Source organism: Pseudoalteromonas sp. Angola-4, from assembly GCF_028599265.1.
Lineage (GTDB): Bacteria > Pseudomonadota > Gammaproteobacteria > Enterobacterales > Alteromonadaceae > Pseudoalteromonas > Pseudoalteromonas atlantica.
In genome coordinates this window covers 25,139-49,165 of sequence record NZ_JAQREK010000018.1, presented here as the reverse complement: position 1 = coordinate 49,165, position 24,027 = coordinate 25,139, and the positions used below count along the sequence as shown (strand labels likewise).

The window sequence follows — 24,027 nt, the reverse complement described above, 5'->3', positions numbered from 1 at the left end:
CCATAGTTTTATTAAATAATAATGTTCTTACTCGCAAAGGGTGAAATAAACATCAAAATCCACGATAATAGCCATTCCACATTTTGTGCAGATCTAGTTGAGACTCATATGACTGAAAAAACATTTATCAAAGGTAAAGACCGCGACCTAGAATCGTCTATCTCTACCATGCAAAACAAGTTAAAAGCGCTAAACATCAATGTTGAAGAAGCACTTTGGCTTAACCCTGTAGCTAACTGTTATTCAGTTCATATAAAAGACAGCGACTGCGGTGTAATGTTTACCAATGGTAAAGGCGCAACCGATAAAGCATCTATCGCCTCTGCGTTAGGTGAATACTTTGAACGATTAAGCTGTAATTACTTTTTTGCCGACTTTTACCTAGGTGAAGAATTTGCAAACAGCGACTTTACTCATTATCCAAATGAGAAATGGTTTAAAGTTGAAGGCAATGAAGTGCCAGAAGGCATAATGGACGAAAGCCTTTGGGATTACTTTGACCCAGAGCGTGAGCTTAATGCCTCACACCTTTTTGACTTTAACTCAGGTAATAACGAGCGCGGCATTTGTACATTGCCATACACACGCCAACGCGATAACCAAGACGTATACATTCCGGTAAACGTAATTGGTAATATTTTTGTTTCTAACGGCATGAGCGCAGGTAACACTAAGTTTGAAGCACGTGTACAAGGGCTATCAGAAGTATTTGAGCGCGCCATTAAAAACCGTATTATCGCAGAAGGTATTTGTTTACCTATCGTCCCTGAAGAGGTTGTAAAGCAATACCCTAAAATTCACGAGGCGTGTGAAGAGCTACGCAGCCATGGTTTTCATTTACGTATTGCCGATGCATCACTAGGCGGTAAATACCCTGTAATGAGCGTAACGCTTATTAACCCTGTTGATGGCTCTGTGTTTGCCTCATTTGGTGCTCACCCATCATTCGAAGTTGCCCTTGAGCGTACGGTTACCGAGCTACTACAAGGTCGTCGCCTTGATCAACTTGATGTGTTCCAACCAGCTACTTTTGACAACGATGAAGTTGCAACGCCTGAAAACATTGAGCTGCACTTTATCGACTCAAGCGGTTTAATCTCGCATGACTTTTTCCGTGCCGACGCCGACTTTGACTTTGTTCATTGGGACTTTAGCGGTACAACAGAGCAAGAATACAACTTCTGTACTGACTTAATTCACAGCATGGGCCACGACATTTACATTATGGATTACACACACTTAAACGTGTATGCATGTCGTATTTTAGTACCAGGTATGTCAGACATTTACCCAGTAGATGAACTAATTTGGCGTAACAACAACGAAGGCGCTAAATTCCGTGAAGCATTCCTATCGCTTGATCAGTACAATGCGCAGCAGTGGATGGACATTTACGACAGCCTAGAAGAAGCAGGCCACAGCGATATTATTCGTGCTGCTGAATTTATTGGCCTTGCCACCGATGCCGACACACCTTGGCATACACTGCGTATTGGTGAGCTTAAAGCGCACTTATGTTTAGCCGCAGGCAACGAAGAAGCCATTGATTGGGTAGACTGGATACTACACACAGGCCAAGTAAACGAAGATGCAATGCGTCACTTCCGCTGTTTAAAAGCCATTCTTGAAATTAAATATGATGACGAGCGCGACTACGCCGACTACCAAGATGCACTGGGTTTAATGTTTGGCAGCGATAACGTAACGCTGGCTATTGAAATAGCAGAAGGCCGTAAATTATTTAATGGTTTAACCTTCCCAGGTTTATCGCTTGAAGGCTTTAAAAAGCATGCAGCACTACTTGATGGTTACCGTAAGTTACATGTCGCTAAGCAAAACCATTGGGCACGTGAAGTAACCGATGCTTAATAGTTAAACTACTAATTATAAAAATAAAACGGCGCTAATTTATCAGCGCCGTTTTTATTTATACAATAAATTAGCTATAGTTAAATTGCCTAAAATAACAGCATGACTTAGCCAATGCCGCCAAAAAATAACAACAAAAAAAACACTACCAGCAACTATAAGCTGACCTTTTGGTTATCGCTTACGCTAATAATACTAGTGAGCATTGTATTAGATAGAATTAACTACAATCGCGCAAAAGACGCCCACCGCCTACAAATTTTATCTCAAGTAAGTACATACCGTGCACAACTAGAGGCCACCTTGGTATCAAACATTCAGCTTGTTCGTGGATTAGCGGTTGCTGTATCAGCTGAACCTGAGTTACAACAAGCACGGTTTGAACAAATTGCCGCGCCTTTGTTTAAAACCTCCAGTGAGCTGCGCCATATTGGTGGTGCACCCGACATGATAATTCGTATGTCTTACCCACTAAAAGGTAACGAAAAAGCCATTGGCTTAAACTTTTTAGAAAACAAAAACCAACGCCTAGATGCCATTAGAGCCCGTGATACCAATACTATTGTTATGGCAGGGCCACTTAAACTAGTGCAAGGCGACATTGCCCTCATTGCCAGAGTGCCTGTTTATATTCCGCCCGAAAACCGCTTTTGGGGGTTATTATCGGTAGTGCTCGACATTGAAAAAGTATACAAAAACTCAGGCATAAAAGAGCTTGAAAAAAACTACAACATTGCTATTCAAGGGCGTCATGGTTTAGGAAAAAAAGGCGAGTTTTTTTATGGCAATAACAATATAACCACACAAGAGCCGCTTGATTTTACGCTTAATTTTCAAGGGGGAAGCTGGCAATTATACGTAGCCCCTAAAGAAGGTTGGAGCCCTGCACCTTCAACTATATGGCCGCTTAGAATCGCCATTATAATTATTTGCGGATTACTAATATGGGCGTTCTTATTTTTTTTAAAAATGCTAAACCGCCAGCAACAAAACGAAAAAATGCTGGAGGCAATGAGTGACCTTGCCCAAATTGGGGCATGGTCATTTAATTTAGAAACCAAACAAGTGTATTGGTCAGATATGACCAAAAAAATCTTTAAGTACCCGCTAAACAAAGAGCCTACTTGGCCTACAAACTTAAATTACTTTAAAGCCGGTGAAAGCAGAGAACGTATCACTCAACTGGTTGAATCTGCAATTAAAGAAGGCAAAAGTTACGAGGCCGAACTTGAAGTAATTGACTCTGAAGGGCGCGAAATGTGGGTGCTTATTCATGGTGAAGCTGAGCGCAAAAACGAGCGCTGTGTAAGAATATTTGGCTCATTGCAAAATATTGATACCCGTAAGCGTATTGAGCTTGAAAACAGCAAAATTGCCCTACATAATGAAATTTTAGCGTCGCTTACAGCCAACGACCTTATTTTAAGTGGCCAATTAAGCCAATCTAAACAAGTTATTACTGAATCTATTTGCCATGCTTTAAACATTGAGCAAGCCAGTATTTGGTTTTTTAATAGCTCAAAAACCTCATTGAGTCCTATAGCAGCCCATAATATTGAAAACAGAATGGGTAATAATAATGCGGTATGGCTTAAAAAAGAGGCGCCAGATTTTTTTGAAGCCATAGAAAAACACGCAGTGTTTAGCACAAGTGATGCCCAAAATCACCCACTACTAAAACCCCTTAAAGCGCATTACTTTGCGCCGCTCAATATTAATGCCATGCTGTGCGCAATCATACCGGCGGGAAATGGCACCATTGGCATAGTATGCGCTGAGCAATGTGCTTCAATGCGCCCGTGGTCACGTAACGAAGAAAGCTTTTTAATTGCTGTAGCCGCTCTCGTGGGCAGCTTGCATTCAAGTCAGCAACGTATTGAAACAGAGCAACAGCTAGTCACCGCCAAAGAGGCTGCAGAGCAAGCAGTAATGGCTAAAAGTGAATTTTTAGCCAGTATGAGCCACGAAATAAGAACCCCCATGAACGGCGTACTGGGCATGCTAAATATTATCAAGCGCACTCAGCTCAACCAACAGCAAGAGCACCATATTGAGCTTGCACAATCTTCAGCCCAGTCGCTGTTAAATATAATTAACGACATTTTAGACTTTTCTAAAATTGAAGCAGGTAAACTTGATATAGAGAATGTGCAATTTAACTTACCTAAATTACTTGGTGAAGTTGTTGAGTCGTTTGCGCTTAAAGTGGAGCAAAATAATACCAATCTCATTTTAGATGCCACCCAAATTACTATCAGCGAAATAATTAGCGATCCGAATAGGTTGCGTCAAATTTTAAATAACCTGATTGGCAATGCCGTTAAGTTTACTATTGATGGGCAAATTCTGGTGACCGCGCAGATAGATGAAACCACCGATGGCAGTTTTTTACATTGCTCTATTATTGATACCGGCATAGGAATAGACGCAGAAAAACAAAAAACTTTATTCGACTCATTCACTCAGGCCGATGCCTCAACCACCCGCCAGTTTGGCGGCACAGGCCTTGGCCTAGCTATTGTTAAGCAGCTTTGTGAACTAATGGAAGGCGAAGTAAGCGTAACCAGCATGCTAAATGAAGGCAGCACTTTTTCGTTTTCTATAAAAATACAGCCCCGTTTAACTAAAGCGCAAGATTTACCCAGCCACTTAATTAATAACAAACATATTTTAATTATTGATGCCTGCACACTTAACGCCAATATTGCCGCCAAACAATTACGCGTATGGGGCGCACACGTTAATATTTTAAATGACTATAGCGGCATCATTAATTATTTTGATAACTGCGATACCCAACCAGACGCATTGCTAGTCGATTATCATTTTTTTGAGCAAGCTGCGCACCCACAAATAAATACATTAAAAAACCGAGTAACCACCAAGCAAAGCAAACTGGTTGTTATGGCACCGATGAGTTATTCGCAAGAGCATAACAACATTGGCATAAATATAGACTGCCTGATATTTAAACCGCTTACTCCGTCAGATTTATTTGATTCACTCACTAACGATAAATACATTGAGCAACAACAGCGCCAAGCACAACTGCAAAATGAGTTAACCGAAAAGCCCAAAGAAATATCAGCGCAGGCGCAAGTGCTTTTAGTAGAAGATAACAAAGTAAATCAGGTGGTGGCCTCAGCGTTGTTAAAACAAGTTGGGCTTACCTTTGATATTGCACAAAACGGCCAAGATGCACTAGATAAGCTAAACAGCAGCCAAGACAAAAAATACCAGTTAGTTTTAATGGACTGCCAAATGCCCGTGATGGATGGCTACCAAGCCACGCAAGCTATACGCGAAGGAAAAGCGGGTAAGCATAATAAACATATTACAATCATTGCTTTAACGGCAAACGCAATGCAGGGCGATAGAGAGAAGTGCCTCGATGCAGGAATGAACGATTATTTAACCAAACCTTTAGATTCCGCAGCACTAGAGCCTAAATTACAACAATGGCTTGGTACACAATAAAGGTGTAAGCTAAAAATACTGTTTACTAATAAAGAAAAGCCATGCATTTATCAGCAAATCAGCAGCGCGTTATTGGCTGCCTTTTAGAAAAACAAAGCACTACACCCGAGCATTATCCACTGTCGTTGAACGCACTGACGAATGCGTGTAACCAAAAATCAAATCGAGACCCGGTTGTAAACTTGAGCGAAAGTGAGGTGCAACAAACACTTGATGAGCTTATAAGTCAGCGCCTTGTAACGCTAGACGAAGGGCTTTCGGGGCGAGTTAATAAATACGACCACCGTTTTTGTAATACAGAATTTAGTAGCTTACAGTTGAGCGCGCAGCAACGGGCAATTATATGTTTACTGCTGTTACGCGGCGCACAAACACCCGGTGAGCTAAGAACGCGCAGCGCTCGCCTAGCTGAATTTACAAACGTTAGCGAAGTAGAAACCGCCCTGAGCGCGTTAGCAAAAGATGACTACGTAACAAAGCTTGAGCGCGAGCCCGGCAAACGAGAAAGTCGCTACATGCACCTTTTTGCTGACCCAGCAGTAGCGCCAAGCCAAGTGCCAGCTAAAGAAGTCGCAGAAGTTAAAAACGATGAAATTAACGAGTTACTTGCAGAAATTGAGGAACTAAAAGCCGAGCTTAGCCGTATAAAAGCACATTTAGGACTTTAATTAATAACCACTAAACCAGATAATGTAAGCCTATTTAAAAACAACTTATTAAATAACGAGGAGCTGGCCATGCGCGCCGAAATTATGGCTGAAATGAAAGTTCAGCCAACTATTGATGTAAACGCCGAAATTACCCGTCGAGTTAACTTTATAAAAGCACGTTTAGTGGCAGCCCATAGTGTATCGCTAGTGCTTGGAATTAGCGGCGGTGTTGACTCATCGACCTGCGGGCGCTTGTGCCAATTAGCCGTAGATGAACTAAACGCAGAGCAAAACACTAATAAGTACCAATTTATTGCGGTTCGTTTGCCATACGGTGTACAAGCAGATGAAGACGAAGCGCAAATGGCCGTTGATTTTATCAAGCCAAGTAAACGCATGACCGTCAACGTAAAACCTGCTGCCGATGCATTACACGAGCAAGCTATGGCGGCAGTAGTAGGCAGTGGTGAAGAGCTACCTGAGCAAGCTAAAGTTGACTTTGTAAAAGGTAATGTAAAAGCACGTCAACGCATGGTAGCGCAATACGAAATAGCTGGCTTTTGCCAAGGCCTCGTTGTAGGTACCGATCACAGCGCTGAAAACATTACTGGTTTTTACACCAAATTTGGTGATGGCGCATGCGATTTAGCCCCGTTATTTGGCTTATCAAAACGTCAAGTTCGCGCACTTGCAACTACCTTAGGTGCGCCTGAACTATTAGTAACAAAAGCCCCAACAGCTGATTTAGAAAGTGACCGCCCAGGCCTCACCGATGAAGAAGCATTAGGACTGAGCTATGATCAAATTGACGACTTTTTAGAAGGCAAGCCGGTGGCTGCAGAGGTTGAGCAAAAACTAACTGATATTTATGTTCGCACTCAGCATAAGCGCCAACCCATTCCGACTATTTACGATGATTTATAACGGCTAAGCAGCTAGTGCTGCGTATGCACTAGCTGATCTATTCACCGTATTATTACGTAAAACAAAAAACTGATTTATAGTTAATTTTAACGCCTGCCAAAGAGAAAACTGCATTACATGACATCTCCTATTTTAATAACAGGCGCTGGTCAACGTATTGGCCTTGCGCTTGCTAAGCACTTTTTATCGCAAGGCCAAGCTATTATTATTACCTATCGTACGCGCCACGATGCAGTCGACGACTTAGAACAACAAGGCGCCGTATGTATACACGCCGACTTTAGCAGCGATGCCGGTATAGCTAGCTTTATTGAAACACTCAAACAGCAAACTCACTCTTTACGTGCCATTGTGCACAATGCCTCTAGCTGGGACTGCGAAGCCAGTAACCCTGATTTTTCGAGTTTGTTTGATAACATGATGCGCATTCATGCCAAAACACCGTATTTAATTAATAATGCCTGTGCACAGCTATTAATGGCATACCAAGCTGATGCTTGCACACCGGCTGACATTATTCATCTTACCGATTACGTTGTTGAAACAGGTAGCCCAAAGCACATTGCCTATGCCACAAGTAAGGCTGCACTTGATAACTTAACCAAGTCGTTTAGCGCTAAGTACGCACCAAATATAAAGGTGAATTCGGTTGCGCCATCGTTGATTATTTTTAATCAGCACGATGACGAGGCTTACCGTGCTAAAACCCTTAAAAAATCTCTTATGGGTATAGAACCAGGTTGCCAAGAAATTATTAATAGTATTGATTTATTACTGCGCAGCCACTACATCACAGGCCGCGCTTTGCCTGTGGATGGCGGCCGCCATTTAAAGTAGAACACACATTAAACTGAGAAATTTATGCATGACGATTTAAAGCAAAGCTACCAAAATATTATTACCGCTGTGGGTGAAGATGCAGGCCGAGAAGGTCTTCTCGACACACCAAAACGTGCAGCAAAAGCCATGGAGTATTTAACTAAAGGGTATCGTCAAACGCTTGATGAAATTACCAATAATGCGGTATTTAACTCAGACGCTGACGATATGGTACTTGTACAAGATATAGAGCTTTACTCTATGTGTGAGCACCACCTATTACCTTTTATTGGTCGTTGCCATATTGCTTATATTCCCGATGGCAAAGTACTAGGCTTATCTAAATTTGCACGTATTGTTGATATGTTTGCGCGCCGCTTTCAGATACAAGAGCAACTTACTCATCAAATTGCTAAAGCAGTTGAAGAAGTAACCGGTGCTAAAGGCGTGGGTGTTATTGTTGAAGCTAAACACATGTGTATGATGATGCGCGGTGTAGAAAAGCAAAACTCAAGTATGCGTACCTCTGTAATGCTAGGTAACTTTAGAAGTGACTCTAAAACGCGTAACGAGTTTTTACAGCTTATTAAGGGTTAATTATGGCCAACGCAATTATTAACGTAACCAACTTACGCTTACGTACATTTATTGGTTTTAACCCAGAAGAACGGGAAAAAAAGCAAGATGTAGTGATTAATTTAGAAATTCACTACCCTGCTGATGACGCCTGTAAAACAGACGAAGTGGACCAAGCGCTTAACTATAAAGTGATCACCAAAGAGGTGATAAACCTAGTAGAGCAAGGGCACTTTTTGTTGCTTGAAAAGCTGGTTGCCGAAATACTTGCAGTATGCCATACACACCCAAGCGTGCATTACGCAAAAGCCAGAGTAGATAAACCGCATGCACTGCGCTTTGCCGACTCAGTTTCGCTCACGCTTGATTGGTCAAAGTAACTTTATAAAACTGCTTGTGCACCACTGGCAAGGGCAATAACGGCTAAATACCGCGCGCCTTTGCCAATGCTCACTAATAATAAAAACAGACTAAAACGCACTTTAAATATGCCGCCAATTACCGTTAGTGGGTCGCCCACAATCGGCAGCCAAGCAAACAGTAAGCTATATACCCCATATTTTTTAAATTGAGATTGCGCTTTTTCAATTCCCTTGGCTGATACCGGAAACCACTTTTTGTGCTTAAAACGCAGTACATGAGTTCCCAACCAATAATTAACACAACTTCCTAGCACATTACCTGAAGTAGCGGCTAACCACAGCAGCCACAGATTAGCTTTTGCTTGGCTTATCATGGTAACAAGTACCACTTCTGACGAACTTGGTAATAAAGTAGCGGACACAAACGCACTAAAAAATAAGGTGATATAAAGCATTAAGTACTTAAAGTAAAAACCCAGCATACAGCTGGGTTTATTAAAGGGTCGTCATTTATTTTATCAAATTTAGACTCAGTGGGTAATTAAACTCTTTCCCTTCATTGGCTTTAATACTGGCTAAAACCACCATGATAAAAGAAAAAATAGCCACTAAAGGCAGCAAAACGAGGCCGATTACGGCAAATACCAGTAAAAAACATACAAAGTAAGCTATAGCCATAGTAATTTGAAAATTAAGCGATTTTTTACCGTGTAAATCGACAATTGACATTTCATCTTTTTTAATAAGCCATACCACTAATGGCCCAAGTATAGAGCCAAACGGAATAACAAAACCGGCTACAGCGCTTAAATGGCAAAGCACAGCCCATGTTTTTTCGTCTTTTGATAACGGCTCAAGCTGTTGATTTTCTTCCATTACGCTCTCCTTATTAGTTAATACATACTGCCTTTTTATTGAGCAGGTGTCTATATAGAGGCAGCTATATTGTTAAATAACACGCCCTAACCCGCTGTGATAAAAAAGTGATAACTTTGTGAGAGTTTCTTGAGGTGGTTATTCAATACTTAGCCTGAATCATCACTTACAGGAAATAATAATGAAAGCTTCAGCATTTACAGTTGCAACCCTTTTAGCAGTAGCTAGCCAATCAACATTGGCAGCAGAGCTAGAAGTAGAAATTACTAACCTTACTAAAGGCCTTTACTTTACACCGGTACTAATAACAGCACACGATAGCGAAGATAAACTTTTTGAAGTCGCAACCGAAGCCTCTGCTGCACTGCAAGCAATGGCTGAAGGCGGCGATATATCAGCACTTGTTACTCAAGCGTCAGCATCGAGCAGCGATATTGCAGAAAACCCAGCGGCAGGCCTTTTAGCACCGGCGGCATCTGCAACAGCAGAGCTCACAACTACCGATGGTAACGAATACCTATCTGTAGCGGCTATGTTACTGCCAACCAATGATGGCTTTGTAGGCCTTGATAGCTGGAAAGTTCCAACAGAGGCAGGCACCTATACTGTTTACCTCAATGGTTATGATGCAGGTACAGAAGCAAATAACGAACTTGTAGTAGAAGGCTCGGGTGCACCTGGTGTATTAGGTATCCCTGCTGCGCCGGGCGGCCAAGCAGGCACTAACGGTACAGGTATTACAACTGGCGATACAAATACGATGGTGCACATTCACCCTGGCGCCCTTGGCGATGATGACCTAGAAGGTGGAAACAGTGATTTGAATAACACTGTACACAGATGGTTAAACCCCGTTGCAAAATTAACTGTGACGGTTAAATAGGAGAGTTAATTATGTCATCTCTTTCTAATTTTAAAAAAAGTGCGCTTATTTTACTGTTAGCCAGCTCACTAGCCGCATGTGGCGATAACGATAATAACGACTCTATTGAAGAGCAAGAACCTGTGGTTGTTGTAGAGCCCGAACCTGTTGTTTATGAGTTTACTATCACTTTTAGTAACTTAACGGCTGGACAACCACTATCACCACTCTCGGTCATTGCATTTGATGAAACCCCACCATGGAAATTTGGTGAGACGGCTTCTGTTGGTTTAGAAATGATTGCTGAAAGCGGCGCTAATGAAGAGTACCTTAGCGATGAAAATGCACTTGCTTCAGCCTCGGCTGAAGGCGGCATTGGCCCAGGCGAAACAACCTCTGTAACCCTTTTAGTTGATGCACAAGATGTTCTTAATTTATCTTTTGCTGCCATGCTTGGGAATACAAATGACGCTTTTACCGGTCTTAGTTCTGTAGATGTATCAACATTGGAAGTAGGCGGTTCAATATCACGAACGACGCCCGTTTACGATGCAGGTACGGAGGCGAATACAGAAACAGCTGACACTGTGCCTGGTCCCGCTGCTGGCGGCGAAGGGTTTAACGAAATACGCGACGATATTGCCGATATAATCACAATGCACCCAGGTGTTGTGTCTAATCAAGATGGCTTATCAAACTCTGCACTAGGTGCTGAACATAAGTTTGATAACCCAGTATCAAAAATCGTGATCACTCGTACACAGTAAAATAGCTTGTAATGGGGATGTGAGGCGACACGGATGTCCCTTTTTTACGAGGTTAACCATGCGGCACGAAAAAATACTGGTAGTAGAAGACGACAGAGAAATAGGGCAATTAATAACAACTCAACTTGCTGCGTTAAATTTGCATGTTGACCATGTTGTAAGCGCTGAGCTCGCACTTAAAAAAATAGCAAAACAACCTTACGGGCTTATTCTACTGGATATAAACCTGCCACAAATGGATGGCTTGAGTTTATGCCGTAAAATTAAAGAGCACTACCCTACCATTTCCGTTATTTTACTTACCGCGCTCAGTAGCGATATGGATCGTGTAATTGGTCTTGAAATGGGTGCTGATGACTATATTTGCAAACCCTTTTTTGCTCGTGAATTACAAGCCCGCGTTAAAACACAATTACGCCACCGCTCACAACTTCTAGCGATACAAAATAACGAAAACGACAGCCCGTGCAACGAACAAACGCTAAATATCGGCTCACTCAATATTGAATTTAGCTCACATCAAGTTTATTTAGACGAACAAGCACTTAACCTCACCGCCACTGAATTTGATTTACTGGTATATTTTGCTCGCCACCCAAACCATGTTTTTAGCCGCCAGCAATTGCTCGACAAAGTATGGGGGTATCAGCACAGCGGGTACGAGCATACCGTTAACTCACATATAAATAGGCTACGCGCCAAACTTGAGCTACATCATCAAGCGCCTATTATCGAAACCGTTTGGGGCGTTGGCTACAAACTAAACCCAAGCCAACTTACTTAAGAGCCTTATTATGAACCTATCTTTGTATCAAAAATTAGCGGTGTCGTTGGTGGTTATATTTTGCTTTATTTGTGCACTCGTTTACAGCTGGAGTAAACAACTAGAGCTCACCTCAAAACATCATGGCGAGCAAAACCTGCACTTAGCCCTTGCTGAGCATTTAGTACAAGATAACCCATTAATAAAAGAAGGCGTATACGACTACGCAGCCCTAGAAAACCTATTTCATACCTTAATGTTATTAGGCCCCGCATTTGAGTTTTATTTTGTAGATGAAAACGGAAAAATCCTCACTTACTCAGCAAAGCCTGGTAAAGTTAAACGCACTCATATTAATTTAGCCCCTTTAAAAAAGCTGATTAACAACCCAGCTGCAGCGCCAATTTATGGTGATGATCCAAGAAATAAAGCGCAGCAAAAAATATTCTCTGTAGCGCCTGTTTTTAATAACGATAAGCTGCAAGGGTACTTGTATGTAATTATTGGCGGTGAAGCTTACGATACCTCTTTAAACACAATTAAAAATAATGACAAACTATGGCTTGCCGCATTATGGCTTGGAGCTGCACTTGCATTTTTACTGATTGCGATGCTTATTTTACTGCGCTTTTTTACCAATCCTATTCAGCGATTAGCCCGTGATGTAAGCAATATTGAAGCAGCTAATTACAGCCTTACCGATACCAAGCTCAGTAACTATTCAACCCAAAAAAGTAACGAAGTGCACAGTTTAGGCCGTAACATTCAAGCCATGGTTACCCGGATTGACGAGCAATTTAAAGCACTTGAGCAAAGCGATAAACAGCGTAAAGAGCTACTTACCCATTTATCGCACGACTTACGTACGCCTCTTGCCTCTTTGCAGGGGTTTTTAGAGGTGCTTAACCAATCGAGGTCGCAATTAAGCGCTCAAGAACAACAAGCATACTTACATGTATCCCTTAATAACTGCGCGCAGCTTAAACAGCTTATTGAACAAATTTTTGAATTAGCCCATTTAGAAAACGGCGAAATAAGCATACACAAAGAAACCTTTAATTTAGGTGAGCTTATTTACGATTGCATTGCGAAGTTTTCTCTAACCGCCGAGAAAAAAGGCCTTAACTTAACGGTAGAGCCTGCAATTTGCGATTTTCCTGTTGTAGCCGATATTGCAAAACTTGAGCGTGTTTTAAGTAATTTAATTGATAACGCAATAAGGCACACACCTAAAGGCGGCAGCATAGCTGTAAACGTTAAGCGTATTGATGAAAAGCAATTATTTGTGCAGGTTTCTGACACCGGCGCGGGTATTAAGCATGATGAGCTAAACGCTATTTTTAATCCGCATTACCAGGCTTCAAATTCAAATAATGAAGGGCGCCAACAAGGTGGCTTAGGGTTGGCTATTTGTAAGGGGTTACTAAAACTTATGGACAGTGAAATAAATGTACAAAGTGAGCTGGGCAAAGGCACTATGTTTAGCTTTAACTTGCCGCAAAAAATAAAGGTATAGCCAACGGCTATACCTTTAGAACATTACTTAATTTTGATTTTGTTAGTTTTTAATACCGGCTAAGTCAAGCATAAATGCATAGTTTAGCGCAGTATCTTCTAGGCGTTTAAAGCGACCAGACGCCCCGCCATGGCCGGCTTCCATATCTATTTTAAACAGCAGTTTATTATCATCTGTTTTATAGTCACGCAGCTTTGCAACCCACTTAGCCGGTTCAAAGTATTGAACTTGTGAGTCATGTAAACCGGTAGTCACTAACATATTAGGATACGCTTGCTTTGAGACTTGATCATACGGCGAGTACGACAGCATGTAATCGTAATACTCTTTTTCATTTGGGTTACCCCACTCACCATACTCATTGGTAGTAAGTGGTATGCTTGCATCAAGCATGGTGGTGACTACATCAACAAAAGGCACTGCTGCAACCACCCCTTTATATAGCTCTGGTGCTTGGTTAACCACCGCGCCCATTAATAAACCACCAGCACTACCACCGTAGGCAAATATTTCGTCTTTTGCGCCATAACCTTGTGCCACTAATGATTTGGTTACATCAACAAAGTCGTTAAAAGTGTTCTTTTTAGTTAATAACTTTCCGTCTTCATACCATGGGCGTCCTAACATTTGCGAACCACGCACATGCGCTATAGCAAACACAAAGCCACGGTCTAATAAGCTTAAACGTGAGCTTGAAAAAGTAGGGTCCATAGTGGCGCCGTACGAGCCATAACCATATTGCAGTAACGGGTTAGTCCCTTCTTTTTTAAATGTATCTTTACGGTACACTAAGCTTACCGGCACTTTTATACCATCGCGCGCACCTACAAAAATACGCTCCGAGGCATAGTTATCTGCGTTAAAATCACCTAACACGGCTTGCTGTTTAAGTAGGGTTTTATCACCCGATTTAAGGTCAATATCGTAAGACGAAACCGGTGTCGTCATACTGGTATAATAAACACGTAATTTGTCGCTGTTTATATCGTTGTTGCCATAGCTTGCAATGGTATAGGCACTGTCGTTAAAGCTTAGCGTGTGCTCATCTCCAGTCGATAAATGGCGAACAATAAGGCGCGACTGACCCAGTTCTCGCTCTTGATATACAAGGTAGTCTTTAAATAAATCAACGCCTTCTAGCTTAATATCATCGCGCGGCGCAATTACCGTTTGCCAATTTGCTTTATCATGCGCTTTATCTACATCCACCTTCATAAGCTGAAAGTTAACCGCATTTAAGTTAGTGACGATGTAATACGTATTGCCAAGCTTTGAAATACTGTATTCAAGGTCGTCCTCACGCTCAATTAAGCGCTTAGGTTTAGCTTTATTATCATCTGCGCTGAGTACCGACATACCAGAGGCATTGGTGCTGCTGTGCCAAATATATATTTCTGAGCCATCTTTGCTCTTACTAATACCCGTGTAATAACTTGTATCAGCTTCTTCGTAAATAAGTTCATCATCGCTTTGCGGTGTACCTAACGTATGGCGAAAAACTTGATAGCCAAGTAAGGTTTGTGCATCTTTTTTAATGTAGTAAAAGGTTTTATTATCGTTTGCCCAAATAACGCCGCCGTTTGTTCCCTCAAGCGTGTCTTCGAGTAATTGGCCTGTGGTTAAATCTTTTACCTTTATGGTGTAAATTCTACGGCTAACGGTGTCTTCCCCGTACGCCATTAAATTTCCGTTAGTACTTACAGATAAGCCACTTACAGCAAAGTAGTCGTGATCTTTGGCCAACGCATTTACATCTAAAATAACTTGCTGATCAATGCCTTTAAAATCGCTACTGCGAACATAGGTAGGGTATTCGTTTTCGCCACGCGTTTGTGATGAATAAAAATAGTCGCCTTTTTTAACAGGCACCGAGTCATCGTCTTTTTTAATACGCCCTTTTAACTCTTCAAATAACTTATCTTGCAATGTTTGAGTATGCGCAAGCATTGCCTCGGTATAAGCGTTTTCAGCATTTAAGTAACTTATAACATCTGGCGCTTTACGCTCGTCATCACGCAACCAGTAGTAATCATCAATACGCGTATCGCCATGAATCGTCATTTCATGAGGTACTTTTTTAGCAATTGGCGACACGGCGCTCACTGGTTTTTCTGTTTGTTGTGTTTGCATAGTAGTTGCTGTATCTGAAGGTGTACTTTTTGGCGCATTATCACACCCGGCTAGCACAGCGAGTGATAACGCGGCTAGCGTGAATGAAGAACGAATCATTATGAAATCTCTATAGTTTTTATTATTGGTGCTATTAAATATACCTAATAATAAAGCGTGGTGTAATTTAGTTTGTGAAGCTATGTAAAAAGGGAGCCGAGGCTCCCTTTAAAATAACGTGCTAGTTATAAAATTACTTTTGTTTACGACGACGCATAAATGCAAACGGCGCAGCAAGTAATGCTAACCAAGCTAGTGAGCCCGATGAACCATTGCTTTCAGGCTCTGGTGTTGGCGTCACTGGCTGAGGGTCTGCAATGGTATCGTTAACAACGATTGATACCATAGTTTCTTCGGCGCTAGTGCCTGATGCTTCACGCACTGTGTATGTAAAGCTATCTTCACCAGAGAACTGTGCATTTGGCGTATAATCAATCGTGCCATCTTCATTCACGGTTGTAGAGCCATTTGCAGGTGCAGAAACCACCTCAACAGTTGATGCCACTAAGCTGCCATTTACTTTTACACCTTTATGAGCTGAAAACTGCGTATTATCAGTCTCAGATGAAGCTAGTGCATCAAATACAAAACGCGACTCAGCCATATCATTAGCTAATACATCAATAGTCACTGTTTGCTCTTCATCAACTTCTACCGCATCTGCAGCTGTGTAATGGCTACGATCTTTTGCAAAGGCTTGATATTCAATTGCAACACTACCACCCTCTACTCGATTAACTATATACCCTTTACCCAAGGCTGTACCTGTCATAAGCGTATCTAATGTTTCACCTACTTTCCCATCTGCGGACTCAACACCTGCCGAATAAGGTGCTGGTAATACAGGCACATCAATGTAGTTAAATCGAATTTCATCGCTACCTTCTTTAATAATTACTTGGAACGTATATTCTTCGCCTGTTCCTGCGTAAATCTGGGCGTCGTGCCATTCAACAACATAGTAAATATCATCGCCACCACTCAATACACCAATGTACAACTCACCACCACCAGTAGCGCCACCGGCTAGGTCAAAATCAGCCCATAAAGGAGCGATAACACCATTTGGCGCAGTTAGATTTGGCATTATTTGTGGATTCCAACCACCCGAAGTACTTACCGAGTCACCTACAGCAATAAAACCATTATCAGAGATAGTAAATGCAGAGTATTCTTTACCATCAAACATAAAGTCTGCATTAACAGAAACACTAAACTCATCACATTCACCACTACATGCGAATGGTGCAATCCCTAAATCTGGTAACGATAGAGTTCCTAAAAAGTCCTCGTCGTCAATTGTAAAGCCAGTTCGAGCTACTTGGCCTTTCCAGTTAATCTCTTTGCGATCTTCACTTAACGTAATTGTTCCTGCGCCGTTTGTTTCTGTTGCCACAGGGGTTGAACCCTTAAGTAGCTCAGCATTTTCATCAAGCTGAATATTAATTTCAAACTCTTCACTGTAAACAGTATTTTCAAAGTTAACGTCAACTTTAGCTGGAGTTGAGCTATTTAATGAGTCTGCATCTACAGATACGTTTAACACGCTTGCGTTAGTTGTTTCATCATCATGAATAGCAAATGGTAAATGTGCGATTTGACCTGTCTCAGTATGAGTCCACACTACATGACCAAAGTTCCAGCCTTTAACATCATTAAACGTTGAATCAATATCAAGGTTAAACTCAGCAACATCAGTACTTGTTTCTGTACCTTCTGCATCCGTTGAAGTAGAACCATGCGCGCCAAGCATAACGGTGCTAGGCGAAACTGTAATTTCAGCGCCTTGCATATCGGTTACTACTTTTGCAGTCCACTCACCAGCAACATCAGTCATATTTTGCACGGTATTTGAGAAGCTACAAACGCTTAAACAACTAGGGTCAGCGTAAGAGCCATGAGAAAACGTAAGTGCAGCGTCTAATGCGCTTGGCATATCTAATCGACCAGCACCTACATCAAATGCATCAGCTTTGGTTACTAAGTCTTCTTTATGTAGGCCATCCATTTTAGATGAGCTCATAAGTGCCGTTTTGATTTGTACCGCATTCCACTCAGGGTGAGCTTGCTTCATCAATGCTGCCGCACCAGCAACATGGGGACTTGCCATACTTGTGCCTGTAATCGCATTAAAGGTAATACCATTACCTTCATCTGGCGAGTACGCAGATAAAATATCTGTACCTGGCGCTGCAATATCAGGTTTTAAGAAGCTAGGCTCGCCATTAGGACCACGCGAACTTGAAGAGTTTACTGCATCAGTAAATTTCTCTTGAATTGTTCTTTTAACACTAGGGTCGAGTGAAGCAATAACAGGCTCTTCAGCTGCAGTTAACAGCTCAACCAAGCTTAAACCATCTTCTTGGCTAATCGCTGAGGCTGGAATAGTTGCCTCATCCATAGACATACCCATAGCGCCACCAGCAACGTTGTTATGAATTATAACCGCCGTCGCGCCCGCTTTTTCAGCATTTGCCGCTTTAGTGGTAAAGGCACAACTACCACGAGAGATCAATGCTACAGAGTCAGCAAATGAGATATCTTCAGCAAACTCTTCACACCCTTCAAAATTATCAGGAGCAATCACTTGCGCCGAAATAATAGGAAGTGAAATAGGGTCTGTTAATAAACCATTGCTTCCTTCAATACTTAAATAGGTTTCGCCTGCCACTTCAATTTGTTGAGAGAAGAAACGCCCTGTTTGTGTATTAGCAACTGTTAAACCAGACTCAATACAGCTAGGACAACCAATAGTTTGTGCGCCGTTACCATCGTTACCTGCTGCGGTTACAACCACTACACCCGCTTCTTCTGCAGCAGTGAATAAATCACTGTATGCACTGCTTGATGGATTACCACCAGCACCACCGCCCCACGAGTTATTAATTACGTCTGCGCCATCTTTAATGGCCGCTTCTAATGCCCCCATTAGTGCAACGGTAGTACCGCTGCCGCGTCCATCGGCTGTGTGCCAAAGCGCTTTATAAGCCATTAACTGTGCCGCTGGTGCCACACCTGAAATTGACACGTTATTGTCTTGGTAAGTAATTTCAATTGGGTTACCTACAGCAGTACCAGCAACATGCGTTCCGTGACCGTCGTAACCTAGTGGAGAACCAATATATTCATCAGGATGAACATCACTTGGTGTTGGGCCAAATGCACGCGCCACAATTAATTTATTATTACAAAAATCAGCTTCACCGCCCTCTATACGACAGTAATCTGGGTTTTCTGCAATGTAAGCCGCTTCTTCTTCACTAAACTCTGCGGCTGCAAAACCCACATCTGAAAACATAGGGTTTTCTGGACGAATACCCGAGTCAATAATAGCAACTTTAACGCCTTTACCAGCTTCAGACTGACCACCAAGCGCTTGCCATGCCTCAACGCCTTTAATTACGTCAATAGAAGCATCCATTAACGTGTGGTATTCAGTATCTAAAAATACTTTTTTAACACCTGAAAGTTGCGCAAGCACTTCTTGTTGACCTTGCGCGCCTTCAATTACGATACCGTTAAATAGCGTGCTAAATGAATGTGATACAGAGCCACCACTCACTGATGCAGCATTTTTCGCTACACTTTTTTGTTTTGCTTTTAAGTAGCTGCTGTACTTTAAAGCCGGTGCTGAAGATAGATTAACTTTACTATCCCCAGTTACTGCTGCAGAGGTTGCTTCAAGCCCTGCAATGCCGCCTTTGTAGGTTGCTAGCGGCTCGTCTTCAAGTTGAATAATATAACGCGCTTTATTAGAAATAGTTTTATTTTGAGAGTATGTTTTTACACTTGATGTTTCTGGGACATATCCTTTAGATAAATCAGGTGCGGCGGCTGCACCGTATGACATCATAGCTAAACCAATAGCTGATGAAATAGCGGTTCTTTTTAGTGTTATATTAGACATTATTTCCCCTGGAGTGAGTTTTATATTATTGTATTTACTCAATTCAATATTATTAGAATTGTGATTTTAATATAAAACTTCAGCACCTATGCTAGCAACAGCGATATTACAAGTAAGTTACAACCCGACGTGCTTAAGCACTCTTTTTGCACTTAACATACTGTATATTAAGTGCTTTTATATTGATTTACATTTGTAAACCACTGTAAACAAATCCTAACTCCTCTATGGAAAATAAATGAGTAACGACGTTATAAATATTTTAACCATGGCCAAAGTAATTCAGACTGCCGTCGCCCCTGTCTTTTTAATTACGGGTATTGCTGCCACGCTCGGGGTTTTATCTAATCGTTTAGCACGCATTACTGACCGTGCGCGACAACTTGAGCGAAAACTCAAGGTAAGTACCGATGAAGACTTTAATAAAACCCTGGCCACAGAGCTGCGAGCCCTGTTAAAGCGCTCTCGATGTATTCATATTGCTTTTAGTATGAGTGTGCTTAGCGCCCTGCTAGTATGCGCTGTGGTTATGCTGTTATTCTTATCACACATTCAGTCTATTAATTTAGGGGTAACAATTGCCAGCTGCTTTGTGGCTGCAATGGCCTTATTAATATGTGGTTTTATGTCGCTACTTGGTGAAGTATTTTTGGCCACCCGCAGTATGCGCCGAGGGATGATATTCGCTGATATAGATTTAAACGATTAACTTTTAATTAATTTTGCTCTATTCGCTTGAATAAAAGCAGAGGCTAAGATACAAAAACACTCGTCGAGAAATAAAATATAAGGATTAATAAACATGAAATTAAAACAATTTTTAGCAGGGGTTGCTTTAGCAACATGTACACTTAGCGTATCTGCAAATACTGCATTTAAAGAGCCAAGTGATGCTATTGAATACCGTCAAGCTGCGTTTTCTATGATTTCAGTGCAAATTAGCGATATGGGCGCAATGCTAAAAGGTAAAATTCCTTTTGATGCAGAGCAATTTAAAATGCGCGCTAATAACGCAGCAGCTCTTTCTAAAATGCCATGGGAAGCGTTTTACGAAGGCACTGATAAAGGTGATACAGCAGCATTAGCTGATGTATGGTCTGATAATGCAACCTTTGTTAAAAAAGCCAATGCCTTTGCTGCCAATGCAGATAAGCTAGCTTTAGCAGCTCAATCTGGCGATAAGGCGGTAATTGGTAAGGCATTTGGCGCATGGGCCAAAGGCTGTAAAGATTGCCACAAGCAATTTAAAGACTAATTACAATTAAAACAATACACACTAAAACGGCGCTTTATGCGCCGTTTTGTTTTTTTGTTAGCTATTAACTTAGCAAATAACTAAGTGGTTCTTTGCCCCACGTAACTGCCAGTAGCACTAACAATCCAACAAAAATAGCCCACGCCAACCAAGGAGCTTTCGTGTTATCTATATTAGTTTGAGTGGCTTGCTCGCTGTTAGCCTGTTTACCGGTGATCATTGCTTTGACAAGTGGTTTTCCTTTTATTTTATACACAACAATGGCAGTAACATGCAGACAAATGGCATAAAATAAAATATCGAAATTAAGGCGGTGCAGCCAATTTGCAAAATCAACCGTTGAGCTCGACACATACTCAACCAAAGGCCCATCAGTCAAAATGCCATCACTGCTCATTAGTCCGGTCACTAACTGCACTATAATAAGTACAAAAAACAACAAAACCATGTAGCTACCTGGCGCCGAATGACCCACTCCTTTACTGGGTTTTTTAAACTCTTTAAATACTGCTATTGGCGAGTGCAGTAACGCGCTTAACTTTGCCGTTTTACTGCCCACCAGCCCCCAAACTAAACGGGTCACTATTAATGCGATTGCGAAAAAGCCAGCCACAAAATGAAGCTCAATCATGCCCTCGTCAATGCTAAAGTAAAGCACAGCAATATTAATCACTAATAACCAATGAAAGCTTCTTATAAAGCCATCCCATACTTTTATACTTTGCATATAAATCCTTAACTTGTTGCCAGGCTCTGGCACATTATTTTGATACTAAAGCCATTATTCCAAAGTTTTACTACCGCTGCATTAATGATATTACATAAAGCGCTATTTATGGCACACTAAACGCACAAACTTATTACTTACTTGTATTAATGAATATAACTAAACGCGCAGTATTAAAAGGTTTTTTTGATATGCTCCCGCTTTGTCTGGCGGTTGTTCCTTGGGGAATATTATGTGGCTCTTTAGCGATTCAAAATGGCTTTAGTGCCTTTGAAACACAAGCAATGTCATTACTTGTATTCGCGGGTTCAGCACAATTAGTTGCAATTGAACTAATGGCCGGTAACACCCCTTTACTGACTATTTTATTTACCACATTTATTATTAGCTCTCGGCATTTTTTATACGGTTTAGCCGTACGCCATAAAGTTATTTCACAGCCATTACGGTGGCGCTTACCAATAAGTTTTGTACTAACCGACGAGCTGTTTGCCTTTTCGCATCACCGCAAAGCCTATAAAACAAAAGCGCGCCTAATATACGCTTTAAGCGCGGGTTTTAGTTTTTATATTGCATGGAACCTTTGGACACTCATAGGCATAGTTGCAGGAAGTGTGCTCCCTGATTTAACAAATTTAGGGCTCGACTTTGCTATTGCAGCTACATTTATTGCGCTTGTGGTACCGGGCATAAAAAATTTAGCCTCGCTGGTTACTGTGATTGTTGCGGGTATTAGCGCCACAGTTTTAAAAAGCACGGGGTTTGAGTTGTGGTTGGTTTGTGCTGCTCTACTTGCAATGAGTGCAGGCTACTTTACTGCAAGGCTTACACAAAAAAAGGACAGCCCATTATGATGCTCACTATATTATTAATGGCGTGTATTACCTTTTTTACTCGTTACTTATTTTTACATCAACGCCTTGGTTTTAAAGTGGGCCCTAAAATGCAGCAGTTTTTAAGCTTTAGCGCACCCGCTGTACTAACCGCTATTTGGGTACCCATTATTTTTATAAATGAAGACGGGCTCAACCTAAACTGGCACAACCCTTATTTAAGCGCAGCCATCGTTGCCATTATTGTTGCCTATAAAACACATAATATTTATTACACAACGCTTGCCAGTATGGGGTTATTTTTAATTTTAAACTAGGGCGTGTTGACCTTTGGCGTTTGAATTTGCAGCAGTATGTTTGGTTTTTAGGCAAGGCAGAGCCTGTGAAGTGTGGTTATTCCCCATAAATAGGCGATAACGTAGCATAAATGCCAAACATGCGCTGCCCTTTGGGTTCTGCCTAGGGGCGATAAACTCTTTGTTGCCTACATGGATGTAGGTAAGGGGCGTGAGCAGGACGCGGAAGCTTTGCTCGGTTTTTACTTAGCCCACTAGGTTACAAACCTCGCGCCGCGATTTGATCGCCCCTAGGTTGAACAAATTTCAATCCGCAAAGTTCAACACGCCCTAAATAACAACCAACCCATTAGCGCATAGTTAAGCGCGGTATTAACAAGCCTAAATTTTATACTTTTAGTAACGCGCTACAGCGGGTAGAATGTAGCTAACAACAATAAAAAAGCATCCATCATGCATGAATTTCATCAATTAACGGCTACTGCGTTAGACGGTAAAACAATTAATTTTAGCGACTTTGAAGGCAAGGTTGTGCTTATTGTTAATACCGCAAGTGAGTGTGGTTTTACTAAGCAGTACGAGTCGCTACAAACTCTTCATAGTAAGTACGCGAAAAACGGATTGGTTATTATTGGTTTTCCATGTAATCAATTTGGTCAGCAAGAGCCAGGCGACGCAACGCAAATACAACAAGGCTGTTTAATTAATTACGGGGTAAGCTTTTTAATGGCCGCTAAGGTGGATGTAAACGGTCGTCACGCCCACCCTGTATTTAGGTATTTAAAATCGGCCTTACCCGGCTTTTTAACACGAAAAATAAAGTGGAACTTCACCAAGTTTTTGATAGCGTCCGATGGCACACCTATCAAGCGCTATGCGCCTTTTACAAAACCAGAAAAGCTAGAAACCACTATTCAACAAGCACTCGCTAAATTAAGTGCACAATAAGTAATAAAGAGGCATAAAGCCTCTTTATTGCCAATATTTAGCCTTTAAACATGCGTAAACGCACATTCAAACCCTAATAAAAAGGCGCATTATTTTAACTAGCACAATTTAGTCTATGTAATCGTTTAAGTCGTCTTCACCTAGATTTTTACGCAAACGTTTTTGCTCAAGGTAATCTTCCAACTTCTTTTTCACCTTTTGCTTTTTTTTGTCATGCTGATTACGCCCGACCATTTCGTACTCGTCTTCAACAAAATCATCATCTAGCGCATCGTAACTAAATGTCTTACCCACAACCCACTCCATAAAGTGTTTGAGACCAACTCAGGTTTATTCCTGCACTTGGTAAATTAAAAAATGTTTAGCGCTAAAATACGAACAAATTAACACCAAAATAAAGCCACGTGACTATCGTAAATAGCCTTCATGTC

At 41.5% G+C, this 24,027-nt stretch carries 22 protein-coding genes; 16 read left to right on the top strand and 6 right to left on the bottom strand.

Going from position 1 to position 24,027, the window contains the following annotated elements; all coding sequences use genetic code 11:
- Positions 1 to 108: 108 nt before the first annotated feature.
- The 7 genes from ycaO (at position 109) to folX (ending at position 8,695) form a co-directional block, all read left to right on the top strand.
- Positions 109 to 1,869: a 30S ribosomal protein S12 methylthiotransferase accessory factor YcaO gene (gene ycaO, locus PSH48_RS17330; protein WP_138579759.1), complete on the top strand. Its 1,761-nt coding sequence runs from the start codon at positions 109 to 111 to the stop codon at positions 1,867 to 1,869.
- Between the two features lie 114 nt (positions 1,870 to 1,983).
- Positions 1,984 to 5,346 carry an ATP-binding protein gene (locus PSH48_RS17325; protein ID WP_273611955.1) on the top strand — a complete coding sequence of 1,121 codons (3,363 nt, stop codon included), beginning with the start codon at positions 1,984 to 1,986 and terminating at the stop codon, positions 5,344 to 5,346.
- Positions 5,347 to 5,387: 41 nt separating this feature from the next.
- The gene (locus tag PSH48_RS17320) at positions 5,388 to 6,014 is read left to right on the top strand and encodes a YceH family protein (protein WP_273611954.1); all 627 of its coding nucleotides are present in this window, start codon (positions 5,388 to 5,390) and stop codon (positions 6,012 to 6,014) included.
- Positions 6,015 to 6,083: 69 nt separating this feature from the next.
- Positions 6,084 to 6,920 (top strand): ammonia-dependent NAD(+) synthetase, encoded by an 837-nt coding sequence (gene nadE / locus PSH48_RS17315; RefSeq protein WP_273611953.1) that lies wholly within the window; start codon positions 6,084 to 6,086, stop codon positions 6,918 to 6,920.
- Positions 6,921 to 7,037: 117 nt separating this feature from the next.
- Positions 7,038 to 7,757 (top strand): dihydromonapterin reductase, encoded by a 720-nt coding sequence (gene folM, locus PSH48_RS17310; RefSeq protein WP_273611952.1) that lies wholly within the window; start codon positions 7,038 to 7,040, stop codon positions 7,755 to 7,757.
- A 24-nt stretch (positions 7,758 to 7,781) separates the two neighbouring features.
- Positions 7,782 to 8,336 (top strand): GTP cyclohydrolase I FolE, encoded by a 555-nt coding sequence (folE, locus tag PSH48_RS17305; RefSeq protein WP_273611951.1) that lies wholly within the window; start codon positions 7,782 to 7,784, stop codon positions 8,334 to 8,336.
- A 2-nt stretch (positions 8,337 to 8,338) separates the two neighbouring features.
- Complete coding sequence (gene folX, locus PSH48_RS17300) at positions 8,339 to 8,695, top strand: dihydroneopterin triphosphate 2'-epimerase (RefSeq protein WP_024032091.1); 357 nt, start codon at positions 8,339 to 8,341, stop codon at positions 8,693 to 8,695.
- Positions 8,696 to 8,697: 2 nt separating this feature from the next.
- On the opposite strand, the gene PSH48_RS17295 is transcribed toward folX, so the two are convergent.
- Positions 8,698 to 9,132 (bottom strand): YqaA family protein, encoded by a 435-nt coding sequence (locus tag PSH48_RS17295; RefSeq protein ID WP_273611950.1) that lies wholly within the window; start codon positions 9,130 to 9,132, stop codon positions 8,698 to 8,700.
- A 55-nt stretch (positions 9,133 to 9,187) separates the two neighbouring features.
- A complete protein-coding gene (locus tag PSH48_RS17290) occupies positions 9,188 to 9,553 on the bottom strand; it encodes a DUF4870 domain-containing protein (protein WP_273611949.1) in 366 nt (121 codons plus the stop codon).
- A 181-nt stretch (positions 9,554 to 9,734) separates the two neighbouring features.
- Between PSH48_RS17290 and PSH48_RS17285 the strand changes: the two genes are divergently transcribed.
- Genes PSH48_RS17285 through PSH48_RS17270 form a run of 4 tightly spaced genes read left to right on the top strand, consistent with a single transcriptional unit; the run spans position 9,735 to position 13,461 of the window.
- Complete coding sequence (locus PSH48_RS17285; RefSeq protein ID WP_024032094.1) at positions 9,735 to 10,436, top strand: spondin domain-containing protein; 702 nt, start codon at positions 9,735 to 9,737, stop codon at positions 10,434 to 10,436.
- Positions 10,437 to 10,447: 11 nt separating this feature from the next.
- A complete protein-coding gene (locus PSH48_RS17280) occupies positions 10,448 to 11,182 on the top strand; it encodes a spondin domain-containing protein (protein ID WP_024032095.1) in 735 nt (244 codons plus the stop codon).
- 58 nt (positions 11,183 to 11,240) lie between these two features.
- A complete protein-coding gene (locus tag PSH48_RS17275) occupies positions 11,241 to 11,966 on the top strand; it encodes a response regulator transcription factor (protein WP_004589008.1) in 726 nt (241 codons plus the stop codon).
- 10 nt (positions 11,967 to 11,976) lie between these two features.
- A complete protein-coding gene (locus PSH48_RS17270; protein WP_273611948.1) occupies positions 11,977 to 13,461 on the top strand; it encodes a sensor histidine kinase in 1,485 nt (494 codons plus the stop codon).
- Between the two features lie 42 nt (positions 13,462 to 13,503).
- On the opposite strand, the gene PSH48_RS17265 is transcribed toward PSH48_RS17270, so the two are convergent.
- Both PSH48_RS17265 and PSH48_RS17260 read right to left on the bottom strand, forming a co-directional pair.
- Positions 13,504 to 15,690, bottom strand: coding sequence for a S9 family peptidase (locus tag PSH48_RS17265; protein ID WP_273611947.1), 2,187 nt, complete (start codon positions 15,688 to 15,690; stop codon positions 13,504 to 13,506).
- 133 nt (positions 15,691 to 15,823) lie between these two features.
- A complete protein-coding gene (locus PSH48_RS17260; protein WP_273611946.1) occupies positions 15,824 to 19,537 on the bottom strand; it encodes a S8 family serine peptidase in 3,714 nt (1,237 codons plus the stop codon).
- 238 nt (positions 19,538 to 19,775) lie between these two features.
- Here PSH48_RS17260 and PSH48_RS17255 point away from each other — a divergent pair, with 238 nt between their 5' ends.
- Both PSH48_RS17255 and PSH48_RS17250 read left to right on the top strand, forming a co-directional pair.
- Positions 19,776 to 20,246 (top strand): DUF2721 domain-containing protein, encoded by a 471-nt coding sequence (locus tag PSH48_RS17255; RefSeq protein WP_029772237.1) that lies wholly within the window; start codon positions 19,776 to 19,778, stop codon positions 20,244 to 20,246.
- A 93-nt stretch (positions 20,247 to 20,339) separates the two neighbouring features.
- The gene (locus tag PSH48_RS17250) at positions 20,340 to 20,792 is read left to right on the top strand and encodes a c-type cytochrome (RefSeq protein ID WP_024032101.1); all 453 of its coding nucleotides are present in this window, start codon (positions 20,340 to 20,342) and stop codon (positions 20,790 to 20,792) included.
- A 64-nt stretch (positions 20,793 to 20,856) separates the two neighbouring features.
- Here the strand turns inward: PSH48_RS17250 and PSH48_RS17245 are convergent, their stop codons facing one another.
- The gene (locus tag PSH48_RS17245; RefSeq protein ID WP_248452113.1) at positions 20,857 to 21,519 is read right to left on the bottom strand and encodes a cytochrome b/b6 domain-containing protein; all 663 of its coding nucleotides are present in this window, start codon (positions 21,517 to 21,519) and stop codon (positions 20,857 to 20,859) included.
- A 149-nt stretch (positions 21,520 to 21,668) separates the two neighbouring features.
- Between PSH48_RS17245 and PSH48_RS17240 the strand changes: the two genes are divergently transcribed.
- From PSH48_RS17240 to PSH48_RS17230, 3 genes are all read left to right on the top strand, one after another.
- On the top strand, positions 21,669 to 22,373 hold the full coding sequence (locus PSH48_RS17240; protein WP_138685495.1) for an AzlC family ABC transporter permease: 705 nt from the start codon (positions 21,669 to 21,671) through the stop codon (positions 22,371 to 22,373).
- Entirely contained in the window at positions 22,370 to 22,669 is a 300-nt protein-coding gene (locus PSH48_RS17235) for an AzlD domain-containing protein (RefSeq protein WP_004589018.1), read from the top strand. The genes PSH48_RS17240 and PSH48_RS17235 overlap by 4 nt, the downstream gene beginning before the upstream one ends.
- A gap of 432 nt (positions 22,670 to 23,101) precedes the next feature.
- Positions 23,102 to 23,596, top strand: coding sequence for a glutathione peroxidase (locus PSH48_RS17230; protein ID WP_024032104.1), 495 nt, complete (start codon positions 23,102 to 23,104; stop codon positions 23,594 to 23,596).
- A 108-nt stretch (positions 23,597 to 23,704) separates the two neighbouring features.
- On the opposite strand, the gene PSH48_RS17225 is transcribed toward PSH48_RS17230, so the two are convergent.
- Positions 23,705 to 23,890 (bottom strand): PA3496 family putative envelope integrity protein, encoded by a 186-nt coding sequence (locus PSH48_RS17225; RefSeq protein ID WP_004589020.1) that lies wholly within the window; start codon positions 23,888 to 23,890, stop codon positions 23,705 to 23,707.
- Positions 23,891 to 24,027 lie beyond the last annotated feature (137 nt).